Source organism: Holdemania massiliensis (genome assembly GCF_022440805.1).
GTDB classification, from domain to species: domain Bacteria; phylum Bacillota_I; class Bacilli_A; order Erysipelotrichales; family Erysipelotrichaceae; genus Holdemania; species Holdemania massiliensis_A.
Map to the genome: position 1 here is coordinate 1191508 of NZ_JAKNTK010000001.1, position 12558 is coordinate 1204065.

Annotated in this window: 9 protein-coding genes; all 9 read left to right on the forward strand. The window is 48.7% G+C overall.

The window, feature by feature from the left end; genetic code table 11:
* Positions 1–4 precede the first annotated feature (4 nt).
* The 9 genes from MCG46_RS05460 (at position 5) to MCG46_RS05500 (ending at position 12450) form a co-directional block, all read left to right on the forward strand.
* Complete coding sequence (locus MCG46_RS05460; protein ID WP_240278354.1) at positions 5–1147, forward strand: amidohydrolase family protein; 1143 nt, start codon at positions 5–7, stop codon at positions 1145–1147.
* Complete coding sequence (locus tag MCG46_RS05465) at positions 1144–2298, forward strand: amidohydrolase family protein (protein ID WP_240278355.1); 1155 nt, start codon at positions 1144–1146, stop codon at positions 2296–2298. Before MCG46_RS05460 ends, MCG46_RS05465 begins: the two co-directional genes overlap by 4 nt.
* Before the next feature lie 338 nt (positions 2299–2636).
* Positions 2637–3380: a LytR/AlgR family response regulator transcription factor gene (locus tag MCG46_RS05470; RefSeq protein ID WP_240278356.1), complete on the forward strand. Its 744-nt coding sequence runs from the start codon at positions 2637–2639 to the stop codon at positions 3378–3380.
* Positions 3377–4693, forward strand: a complete 1317-nt coding sequence (locus tag MCG46_RS05475; protein WP_240278357.1) for a GHKL domain-containing protein — start codon at positions 3377–3379, stop codon at positions 4691–4693. The genes MCG46_RS05470 and MCG46_RS05475 overlap by 4 nt, the downstream gene beginning before the upstream one ends.
* Positions 4677–5969: a sensor histidine kinase gene (locus MCG46_RS05480; RefSeq protein WP_240278358.1), complete on the forward strand. Its 1293-nt coding sequence runs from the start codon at positions 4677–4679 to the stop codon at positions 5967–5969. The genes MCG46_RS05475 and MCG46_RS05480 overlap by 17 nt, the downstream gene beginning before the upstream one ends.
* A 337-nt stretch (positions 5970–6306) precedes the next feature.
* Positions 6307–7074 carry an ABC transporter ATP-binding protein gene (locus MCG46_RS05485; RefSeq protein ID WP_240278359.1) on the forward strand — a complete coding sequence of 256 codons (768 nt, stop codon included), beginning with the start codon at positions 6307–6309 and terminating at the stop codon, positions 7072–7074.
* A complete protein-coding gene (locus tag MCG46_RS05490; RefSeq protein WP_240278360.1) occupies positions 7064–9082 on the forward strand; it encodes an ABC transporter permease in 2019 nt (672 codons plus the stop codon). Before MCG46_RS05485 ends, MCG46_RS05490 begins: the two co-directional genes overlap by 11 nt.
* Before the next feature lie 198 nt (positions 9083–9280).
* Positions 9281–10660 (forward strand): D-alanyl-D-alanine carboxypeptidase family protein, encoded by a 1380-nt coding sequence (locus MCG46_RS05495; protein ID WP_240278362.1) that lies wholly within the window; start codon positions 9281–9283, stop codon positions 10658–10660.
* Positions 10661–10896: 236 nt separating this feature from the next.
* Positions 10897–12450 (forward strand): flotillin family protein, encoded by a 1554-nt coding sequence (locus MCG46_RS05500; protein WP_430622658.1) that lies wholly within the window; start codon positions 10897–10899, stop codon positions 12448–12450.
* Positions 12451–12558: the final 108 nt, after the last annotated feature.

The window sequence follows — 12558 nt, forward strand, 5'->3', positions numbered from 1 at the left end:
TTGGATGATTTGTATTACAGGCGGCACGATTCATACCGGTACCGGTGAAGTGCTGAAGCAGGGCGACATCCTGATTGACGAGGGAAAGATCGTCGCGGTCGGAACGGGTTTAAAGGAAAAAGCGGAAGGCTTTATCGACGCTTCCGGGAAAGTCATTCTGCCGGGCTTTATCGATGCGATGAGTGAGCTGGGGATGGCGATCCGGCGCGGGGAAGTTCGCGATAACGACGAAAAGAGCGATCCGCTTACACCACATTTAAAGGCTTTGTATGCTTATGATGGGGACTGTGTCAGCGAACAGGCACCGTATACCTACGGGATTACAGCTTTAGCCGCGGCGCCGAGTAATTCCAATATTCTGGGCGGTCAGATGGCAGTCTTCAGAACCGCCGGCATCAATCCGTTTAAGATGCTGGTGAAGGATGAAGTGGGGATGAAGGGCTCGGTCACCGATCAGGTTAAGGAGGCTTATGGTTCACGGCAGGTTCAGCCGATGACAAAGATGGGCATCTTCAGCCTGTTGAAAGAGGCGCTGCGTCAGGCTCAGGCCTATGATGAAAGTCAGCCGGAAACCAAGCGGGATGAAAAAGCCAAGGCGTTAAAAAAAGTGCTGGCGAAAGCAATGCCGCTTGTGATCGCTGCCAACAATGCCGCTGAACTGCGCGGAGTTCTGCGGGTATGTGAAGACTATGACTTAAAGCCGATTCTGGCTCTGGGATATGATATTCATGCGGAGGATGTGGATCTGCTGGACAAGACGCAGGGCGTGATTCTGGGCAATCTTTCCTATGGCTTTAACGCTTATTCGCAAAAAGCGGATCTGGAAGGGTTGTATGCCTTATATAAACAAGGTTTGCCGGTCGCGATGGCGACCATCGGCAACAATCCTAACGGCAAGGAAGGACTGATCTGGACGGCGGCGCGGATGATGCGGGCCTGCGGAAATAGTGAAGATGTACTGAACATGCTGACGCTTCAGGCCGCGAAGATGCTGGGCTGTGCTGATCGCATCGGCTCGATTGAAGCTGGAAAAGACGCTGATTTTGTCATCTGGAGCGATAATCCGATTGAAACCTATGCGGGACGTGTGGAAAAGGTCTTCATGCAGGGCAAGGTGGTCTATGTTCAGGGAGGTTATCAACAATGAAACTGATTAAAAACGGAACGGTTATGACAATGGGACCGCAGGGAACACTGCGGGCTGATGTTCTGATTGAGGATGGAAAAATCGTGCGAATTGCCGAAAATATAACAGCGGAACAGGCTGAAGTCATCGACGCTTCCGGCTTGCTGGTTTTGCCGGGGCTGGTGGATGCGCATAGTCATATCGGTGGCTTTGATACTAAAACCGGGGCCCAGGATTTGAATGAAAGCGTCAATCCAGTCACTGCCCAATTGAATGCTTACGACGGCGTGGATCCGCTGTCGCCGCAGTTTGCGGCGGCGTTGGAAACGGGAATTACGGCCAGCGGAATTGTTCCGGGCAGTGCCAATGTGATCTGCGGCCTGGGCTGTGTGATCAAATCCGCCGGTTCCAGTCTGGCGCAGCGCTGTGTCAGACAGCCGTTTGCTTTGAAAGCGGCGGTCGGCGGCAATCCGAAAGGCGTTTACGGCAAGCGCAACCAAAGTCCGATGACGCGGATGGCGATCGCGGAAACGATTCGTGAATACTTCCATCAGGTTCAGGATTACCGTAAGAAAAAAGCGGAAGCTCAGGGCGATCCGGCAAAAATGCCGAAGTTGGATCAAGGCTTGGAAAATGGCGAGCTGGTTTTAGATAAGCAGATTCCGTTAAAAATTCATGTTTATCAGCATGACATTCTGACCTGCATTGAGCTGGCAAAAGAGTTTGATATCCGTATTACCATTGATCATGCCTTGGGTTCCAGTGATTTTCTGGACGAGATTGAAGCGGAAAAAGACCGGTTGGCGATTATTTACGGCCCGATCGGAGCTCAGAAGGGTCCTAATGAACTGCACCTGGTCGATACCGGCTGTCTGAAAGATTTGGATGAACGAGGTGTTTTGTGCGCGATCATGACCGATGGGCCGGCCCGCAATCCATGGATGATTTTAGCTCAGGCTGGAGAAGCGGTACGGTTTGGCTGTCCGCCGGAGCGGGTGCTGCGGATGATTACGATCAACGCGGCGAAAATTTTAGGCTGCGAGGATCGAATTGGATCGTTGGAACCAGGAAAAGACGCCGATATTGTCCTCTTTGACCAGAATCCGGTGGTCTCGACTTCAGCGCATGTCATGATGACCCTAGTGGGTGGGGAAGTCGTTTATCGAAGATAAATCTGTGTTGATTCGCTCTGTGGTTTAAGTATGCAGCATCAGTAAGCGCAGAAACAGCGGCGCATTCAGTAAACAATAGATTCAAAGCGAGTCCGTGATCAGCTGCAGCTGAAAGCGGACTCTTTCTTGTTCAGTCACAGAATCGGCATCGTCAGGCTGGATCGGCAGCGAATTGATCCGAAGTTCAGATCGATTCTGTTCCGGAATTTGACTTTGCTGAATTTGTTCGTTAGAATAAACATGACCATTGTAGGATTAAAGAAAAATTTAAGTTTGCTTATTTTATGTTCGTATAATGCCAAAATTGGGGATTTGTAAGATGAAAAAAGGGTGTTTTTATGATTCAGATGGCAATTTGTGACGATGAGGCCAAGGAACGGGAAAAGCTCTCTTCTATGGTACTGGCTTATGGCAACCGCCATCCAGAGTGGGATTCTGTCGTTTATCTGTTTGCCTCAGGAAAAGAACTGGTTGACAGCTTAGAAGCAGGCAATCGGTATGATATCTATTTATTGGACATTTTAATGCCGGATAAAAATGGGATTGAACTTGCTTCTGAAATTCGTAAGCGAGACGCGGAAGCGGTTTTGATCTTTCTGTCCTCATCAGAGGAATTTGGGGTTAAAGCTTATCGGGTAAGAGCTTATGATTATTTAGTTAAGCCTGTCGATTCGCGGAGTCTGTTTCATACCTTAGATGAGCTTCGTCAGCAGATTCTGGAAAACAAAACCGATTTATTTCCGATCAAAACGAAAACCGGGATTCAGCCCGTTCATCCGGTTCAGCTGATGTATGTAGAATATCAAAATCATAAGTGCTATTACCATCTTGCCGAGGGTGAAATTATCGAGAGTGCAACGATGCGTCAGCCCTTTGACGAAATTATTCAGCCTTTGCTGGCAGATCGAAGGTTTGTGAAATCGACGGTGGCTTATTTAGTGAATATGGCTTATATTCAATCGATAGAAGGACGCAGCTTGCTGCTGCCGAAAGGAATTTGTCTTCCGGTTTCTCGTAGTGAGATCACAGAAGTGCGCAAGCGTTTCATGAGCTACTTATTAGAAAGGGGGCGGGGAAGATGAATCAGAGTGTATTAATGGGATTGCGGATGACGCTGACAATGGGAACATTGGTCGTATTCACCTTGCTTTTGCTGCAGTATCGCTACAGCCGGAAAGTCACGGCGCGGGCAGTTTCCTTATTTACCATCGTGGTTGCCTTGATCAACTTGATCATTATGAAAAAGATGGGCTATGTTCCCTATTCCAAAGTGATGCCGCTGACAGCTACGGCGCCGTATTTGATTCTGTATTTGTTTCTTTCCGCTTATCGGGATCTGCGGCTAGTCTTTGCGGTGGTAACGGTTTATTCCTTTGGCCTGGCCGATATGGGGATCGGCGGGAGTATTTCCGCAGTCTTTTTTGGCAGTGATGTAGCAATTGATTTATTTTTCAGAATGCTGGCGTTTATTCCGATCGGGTTATTTATTCTCTTTTACTTCCGCAAGCCGTATATGCGGATGCTGCACCAGATGAAATCGGGATGGCTGATCTTCTGCGCTTTTCCGCTTCTGTTTTACGCGGCCTTTTATTTCACCTCGATTTATCCGGTAATTCTGCACGAACGTCCGGAAAATGCGGCAATTCTGCTTTGTCTGATCGGATTGTTGTTTATCGTTTATGCGATGCTGGTCCAGTTCTTTCAGTTTTATCTGGATCATGTTGAGGAAATGCAGAACATGGAATTGCTCAGCAGCAAGGTTTCGGCTTTGCGTGATCAGCTGGAAGCTATCAATAACGGACAGGAGTATCGAGAACGCAGTGCGGACTGCTCCTTAGCCGCGGTCAAAACGATGATCGAGAGCGGGGATACTGAAGCGGCGCTTCGCTTTCTGCAGCAGCGCCAAGCCCAATCTGATGTACCGTTAGCTCAGTATTGCCAGAATTCAATATTGAACGTTATCCTTTCCTTTTATTTGGAACGAGCCAAAGCGGAAGGGATTACGGTTAAGGCGGACCTCAGGATTCCGGAAGACCTGCCGATTGACGCCCTGGAACTGTCCGCGGTGCTGACCAGTGCGATTGAAAATGCGATTCATGCCTGCCTTAAGATTCCAGACAGGGCAGAGCGCCGGTTAGAAATTTCATGTTACACCAGTCCGCGGTTTGTTTTTGAAGTGGCCAATACCTATGCCGGAGAAATTGTAATGGATGAAAACAGCGTGCCGGTGCCGCCGGAAACCGGACCGGATATTGCTACGCGAAGCATTAATGCTTTTGTGCAGAAATATCGGGCCTTGGCAGACTATGACCTCAGCGATGGGATGTTCCGGGTGCGTGTGGCCTTGCTGGATTTAGAAGGGGTAGGGGAAGCTGACAATGAACGAGTTGATTAATGTGCTGCGGATTTCTGTCAATCCGATTTGCGTAGTTGCCCTGATCTTTATTATGTCGAACTTTAAATGCAGCATTAAAACAGCTTGGCGGGCCTATTTTTTAATCACTGTGCTGGCCTTTGCCGCGAATACGTTGATTTACTGGCTGTGGGGCAGACCGGCGATGATGCGTTGGTTTGCGGTCATCACAGCTGTTCCCTGCCTGATTGCCCTGCTGATATTGACGAAAGATCATTTCCCACAGCTGTTCTTTAACTTTTTTACAGCGGTGAACGCATTATACTTGGTTTCAATTGCAGGGTTATCCGCGGCTTCCGGGCCGGAAGGCCATGTGATTGTCGATATTCTGGTGAGGCTAGTTTTGTATGGAATCATTCTCTATTTATTCCAGCGGTATTTTTCTTCACCTTATCACTTTCTGGCGGAACACATGAAACGGGGCTGGTGGTCGATCAGCCTGATTCCCTTTCTGTTCTTCTGCATGGTTATGTTTTTGGGCCTTTATCCAACGGTTCGCCATGATAATTATCCTGTCGTTATTTTACTGTATGGAGTACTGTGTCTGGTGTATATTGTCATCTATCAGGTTTTCCAAAATACGTATGCCCGCATTACGCAGGAAAATAACGGGAAGATGTTAATGGTTCAGCTGGAGATGCAGAAGCAGAGCATTGAACAGATGCGGATGCTGCGGCATGACTATCGGCATTATATTGGACAGATCGATGCCTTGCTGCAGGCTGGAAAATTAGATCAGGCCCGACAGTATACCCGTCGGTTTGAAGAAGAAATTCAGCGGACTCAAATTCCGGATTATTGTGAGAATACGATGCTGAATGCCGTCTTTGCTTTCTATTTGGAGCCGGCTAAGCGCAGCCACATCCAAGTCGAAACCCATCTGAATCTTCCTGAAATGCTGACGGTGGATGAGATTGAGCTTTCGATTGTCATCGCCAATGCTCTGGAGAATGCCGTTCAGGCCTGTGAAAAAATGCCTGCGGATGTACCGCGAAAGATTCAGATTCAGGGTGAAACGGAAGCTTCGTTGGTTGTGGAAATCATCAATACTTATACTGGAACGATTGTTTGGGGAAAAAACGGCTTGCCGACGACCGCAAAGAAAGGTCACGGTATTGGAACCCAGCGTATTGCAGCTTTTCTGCGGAAATATCATGCGGTCTGCGATTGCGAAGCATCAGACGGCCTGTTTCGGCTGCGATTACTCATTCCGCCTCAGGAAAACGAGAATAAACAAAGGAAAGAATCCGGGCAGTAACGGGTTCTTTTTTCTTCTAAACACTTTCTTTTATGTGAATCACTGCCTTTATTTTAAACGAAAACAGAACCATAGGTTCAATGAATCAGATTCAGCTTGCTTTCATAAAATCAACGTTTTTGCGGCTGACGAGCGAATCTTACAATTCTGTTAGCAAGCTGTAAGACCCTTCTAAGGTACAATAGTGTAGACAAGGATATAATAAAACCGTAATTAGGAGGAATCAATGTATGAAAACATTCAATAAGATTCTGATTGTATGCCAGGTTTTATTTCAGGTAATTGTATTGGGCCAGAATGGTCTCGGCAATATTCATTAATAAGGAAGGGAAAAACAATGGAAACCATTTTACAAGTCAAACAGATCGAGAAGATTTACGGAAATAAAGGAAGTATTACCCGGGCAATCGAGGATATCAGCTTTCAGGTGGCAAAGGGCGAATTCGTCGGCATTATGGGACCTTCCGGTTCCGGTAAGACGACCCTGCTCAACTGCATCTCGACGATTGACAATGTGACCAGCGGTCACATTCTGATCGGCAAGGAAGATATCACCAAGATGAAAAGCGGCCAGCTTTCCAAGTTCCGCCGGGAACAGCTCGGTTTTATCTTTCAGGATTTCAATCTGCTGGATACGCTGACGGCCTATGAAAACATCGCGCTGCCGCTGACGATTCAGCGCGTCAGTCCGAAGAAAATCGAAAGCCGGATTAAAAAACTGACAGCTCAGCTGGGGATTGAGGATGTGCTGAAAAAATATCCGTATCAGATGTCCGGCGGGCAGCAGCAGCGGGTGGCCTGCGCTCGGGCGATGATCTGTCATCCGGCGCTGATCCTGGCGGATGAGCCGACCGGGGCCTTGGATTCCAAGGCGTCGAGAATGCTGCTGAACAGCTTCGAAGTGCTGAACAAATCGCTGGAAGCTACGATTTTGATGGTCACGCATGATGCTTTCACAGCCAGCTTTGCTCACCGCATCCTGTTTATCAAGGACGGCCGAATCTTCAATGAACTCATCCGCGGTGAGGATGACCGCAAGACCTTTTTCAATCGGATTATTGAAGTGGTCAGTCTGTTAGGAGGGGACACCAACAATGTACTTTAAAATTGCGCTGGGCAATGTCCGCCGCAGTATTCGGGATTACGGCGTTTATTTTCTGACCCTGACCTTCGGCGTCTGCCTGTTCTATGTTTTTAATTCCATTCAGGCTCAGTCTGTCATGATGGCGTTGAGCGAAACTCAGGCGAAGATGCTGGTGCTCTTGAACAACATGATGGGCATCTTCTCGGTTTTCGTCTGTGTAGTCCTGGGATTTCTTATTGTCTATGCCAACAACTTTCTGATTCGCCGGCGCAAAAAAGAACTGGGGCTGTATCTGGTTCTGGGCATGAACAAAGGTACGGTAGCCCGGATTCTGATGATCGAAACCGTGATGATCGGAAGCCTGGCGTTTGCGGCGGGCTTAGGTCTGGGTATTCTTGTATCGCAGGCATTGACGGTGGTCACCGCGAATCTGTTTATGGTGCAGCTGAAAGCCTTTGAGTTCATCATTTCCTTCAATGCAATATTGAAATCCGCGGTTTTCTTCGGCGGGATGTATCTAATCGTTTTAATCTTCAATACGTGGGTTGTTCAGCGGTACAAGCTGATTGATCTGCTGCAGGGGGATCGCCGCAATGAAGCGCTGAAGCTGCGTTCGATCGGGTTGTCCGCAGTTCTGTTCATTGCCAGTCTGATCATTCTCGGCTGTGCCTATGCTTTGATTCTGGATAACGGCTTCATGATGTTTAATGCGGAATTTGCAGCCTCGATTATTCTCGGCTCGATTGGAACATTTCTGTTTTTCTTCTCGCTGTCCGGTTTTCTGTTAAAGTTTGTGCAGAGCCGGCAGAGCTTCTATTACCGCAATTTGAATATGTTTGTCATGCGGCAGCTGAACAGCCGGATCAATTCAGCCTTTGTTTCGATGACGGTGATTTCGATCATGCTGCTGCTGACCATCGGCGCTCTGTGTACAGGGCTGTCATTCAATCAGGTTTTGGCTGGCGATGTGGAAAAAACCTCGCCGTATGATGCGACGCTGTATGTTTATGACACGCCGCAGCTGGGATTCAGCTTGAGTCAGGATATCCGTGATCAAGGCTGGAATTTAGATGAATTCGCCGCGGAAGCGGCAGATCTGGATCTGTATGATATGGCTTTAAAGGTGAAAGATTACTGCAGTGCTGAGGTCATCGCCTTGATGCAGAGCAGCACTTCCCAAAACGTCGGGGAAATGACGATTGATTTCCTGCCGCTTTCCCAACTGAACGCCGCCTTGTCCATGCAGTCAAGACCCGAGGTCACCTTAGGTGAAAATGAGTATCTGCTCACGTATTCGATGAATGCCGCAGAATCGGATATTCTCAAGGCCGTCAAGGAACACCGGGAGTTGACCGTGGATGGTAAACAGCTGATTGTCAGTCAGCCGGCCTTGTTTTTACAGCTTCAGAATTTCAGCGCTTTCGGCAATTTTATGACAATTGTTCTGCCGGATAGCTATTTTGTCAACAAGCTGCCGGCCAGTCAGTCGCTTAACCTGAATTACAATGTGTCGGTTGAAGAAGGCGATGCGAAGATGGATGAGTTGGCCGCAGGGTATGGTCAGGCCACCGGGTTGGCGTATAATGCCATAACCCGAGCTGAAATGTTTGAAGCTTCCGGCGGCATGAAACTGATCCTGTCTTACATTGCGGTCTATCTGGGGCTGGTGTTTCTGATTGCCTCCGCGGCGATTCTGGCTTTGCAGCAGCTGTCCGAGTCTGCCGACAACGTGCAGCGCTATGCCTTACTGCGCAAAATCGGCGTGGAGGAGAAGATGATCCGCCGTTCCTTGTTTATTCAAATTGCGATTTATTTCTTATTCCCGCTGGCCTTGGCGATCGTGCATTCCGTGGTCGGCGTCAGCGCTGTGATCCAATCACTGGTGGCGCTGGTTAAAATTGATATCGGCAGCCAAGTCCTGTTTGTCGGCGGCTTTCTGGCACTGATCTACGGCGGTTATTTCCTGATCACCTATACCAGCAGCTTAAGCGTGATCCGCGACCGCGTGCAGTCCCGCCGGCTGGAATAAAGAATCCTTTCATAAAAAGCGGATATCCAATCTGTTCAATTGATTGCTTATCCAACGAAGTTTTCAAAACGAAGCTGAAAAGGCAGCCGGCCGGATCGCTTCGTTTTTCCTGTTTTTTTGTGAAAATGAAAGAAAATCTCAAGGAATAAGCCGGGACAGTTTGGTATAATAGACAATATGAGTGAGGAGTTTTGTGAAGTGAAGAACAGGATTCAAAAAATTGTACTGATGATGATTTTCCTTCTGACATTGACGCCGCTGCCGTTAAGCGCACAGGCTGCGATTTCAGATGAACCGGATTTTCCGGAGCTTAAAAGCGACTATGTTTACATGGTTGATCTGGACAACAATCAGATCATGCTGGATGAGGGCAGTGAGCAGTCCATTTATCCAGCTTCCATGACCAAGATGATGACGCTGTTGGTAGCGATTGAGAATGCGCCGGCGTTGGAGAGCACGATGGTGCTGGGCCCGGAGGTGTTTGCCGGATTGGCGGAAGCGCATGCTTCGGTTGCCGGGTTTAAGCCGGGGGAAGAAGTCAGCGTTAAAGACTTGCTTTATGGTTTGTTTCTGCCTTCCGGCGCTGACGCTGCGCAGGCTCTGGCTTTGGAAGAAGCCGGCAGTGAAGCCGCGTTTGTTGACCTGATGAATGAGAAAGCGGCAGCCTTGGGAATGGACGGAACGCATTTTGTCAATACCTCCGGTCTGCATGATCCTGATCACTACACCACGCTGCGGGATCTGGAAAAGCTGATGCGCTACGCGCTGGAAAACCCCACCTTCCGCGAGATTTTTCAAACCCGGCGCTATACTGCTAATCCCTCGCTGCATCCGGGCGGTCTGGTCTGGGAAAGCACGTTGTTTGCGAAGCTTACTACTGGACCAGAAAATGAGGCGAATGCGACGATCACGACGAATTCCTCACGGATCGTCAACGATTCTATTATCGGCGGGAAAACCGGCTATACCAATCCGGCGGGTCTGTGTCTGGCATCAATCGCGGAGAAAAACGGCACGCGGTATCTGTTGATCACCGCGCATGCGCCAGTTTCCAATACCCCTTATCACATTCTGGATGCCGCGCATATCTATGATTATTTTTATGAGTATTATGCCAGGCAAACGGTTTTGACAGCGGATCAGATTCTGCTGGAAACCAAGGTGCCGTTTGTTTTGTTCAACAACAAGCTGTCGTTATCGGCGGGTGCTGATGTCGTGCTGAATCTGCCGAAGGCGCTGGATCTGTCCACGCTGCTGATTGAAACGGAGCTGGATCAGGATCTTCAGGCTCCAATTACAGAAGGCCAGCGTTTGGGAACGGTGAAAATCAGCCGCACGGATACCGAAACACCCACGGTGTTAACAGAACTGGAATTAGTCAGTCCGCGCAGCTATAAGCGCAGTGCCTTGCTTTATGGCTTTTATCAGTTCCAGCAATGGGTAAAGAACAATACGATTTTCTTTGCTTTGAGCGTTTTGGGACTCATTCTGTGTCTGATTTTGCTTCGTGATTACCGACGGGAGCAGCGCCGGTATAAATCAGGCCGCAAAAAACGCAGACGCCGTCCGCACCTTTGATCGAATCTTTGCAGGAACAGGAAATCAGCTTGTTCCTGTTTTTTGATGTCAAAAATAAACGCAGTTTAATTTTGCTTGTTAATATATTTACAAAGCAACTGTTTCATGCTATACTATGTTTGACAATTTGTTAAGACAAATATTCTAATACAGAATTAGTTAAGACAAATTTTGGAAAAGAGGTGAGGAATCGGCAGACAGAACAGAAGCAAGGCGCCACCACAAGTGAAGGAGGGATGTTTGTGTTGGAAGCAGTAATGGCTTATCAAAGCTTGATCATCGTGCTCGTCATTGCTGTGCTCGTCATTGTGATTTTGACGACCGGCTACATCAAAGCGCCGCCAGATACGGCGTATATCATTTCCGGCCTGCGAAAGAAAATTATCATCGGCAAGGCCAGTATTAAAATTCCTTTCTTTGAACGGATGGACCGGCTGAGTCTGAAGCTGATTCCGATTGACGTAAAAACGTCTACGGCCGTACCGACCGCCGATTATATCAACATTCAGGTTGATGCTGCGGTCAATATCAAGATCAGCAGCGACAATCAGCGGCTTTCCGTGGCCGCGGAGAATTTCCTGAATCAGGATACCGACTATATTGCCCGTGTCGCGCGGGAAGTGCTGGAAGGCAACATGCGTGAGATCGTCGGCCGGATGAAGCTGGAAGAAATGGTCAGTGATCGTCAGAAATTTGCCGAACTGGTCAAGGAAAACGCAATGCCGGACTTAGCGGCAATGGGATTGGATATCATCAGCTTTAACGTCCAGAACTTCTCGGATTCTAACGGCGTGATCGACGATTTGGGCATCGACAATATTTCTCAGATCAAGAAGAAAGCCGCGATTGCCAAAGCCGAAGCGGATAAGGAAATTGCCGTGGCCAAAGCCGAGGCGGATCGTCAGGCCAGCGACGCGCGGATCAATGCGGAACGGGAAATTGCGATCAAAAACAATGAGCTGGAAATCCAGAAGGCCGAATTAAAGAAGGACGCCGACGTTAAGCAGGCGGAAGCCGATGCGGCCTATCAGATCGAACAGGAAACGCAGCGGAAGACGATTGAAATTACTTCGGCGAACGCGAATATTGCCAAGCAGGAACGGGAAGTCCTGTTAAAAGAAAAAGAAGCCGAGGTCAAAGAAAAGGCCTTGGACGCGCAGATCCGCAAGCAGGCAGAAGCGGAAAAATATGCTCAGCAGCAGCGTTCGGATGCTCAGCTGTACGCCCGGCAGAAAGAAGCGGAAGCCCGCAAATTTGAAATTCAGCAGGAAGCTGAGGCCCAGAAAGCCAAGGCGGATGCCGAACGGTACACGAAGGAACGCGAGGCTCAGGGAATTCAGATGGTCGGTGAAGCCGAAGCGGAAGCCGCCCGGGCCAAAGGCATTGCCGAGGCTGAAGCGATGGAAAAGAAAGCGCTGGCTTATCAGAAATACAACAATGCTGCGATGGCAGAAATGCTGATCCAGATTCTGCCGGAGGTTGCCGGCAAGATCGCCGAACCGTTAAGCCAGATCGATAAGATTACGATTATTGGCGGCGAGGGCAGCGGACTTGATGGCGTATCGCAGAACGTACCGGCGGTCATGGCCAAATTATTTGAGTCCATGAAGGAAACCACCGGCATTGATCTGAAAGAGATTGTTCGTGCAGGCTCCTATGACGCCAAGGTGAACCGCAATCTGAACGTATCCGGTCTGACCCTGACGCAGCCCTCGGCAGCCGCCGAAGCCGAGCAGGAAATCACAAATGCACAAAAATCACAAGCGGAAGACGAACCGGTCGCTGACTGACCGGTTTTCCTTTGCTTAAAGAACCTGTTTTCAAAGTAAGCTTGTTTTTATGCGTCAGAATGTCGAAGATTGAAAAAATTGATATCCAGATTGCGTTCAGCTTCGTTT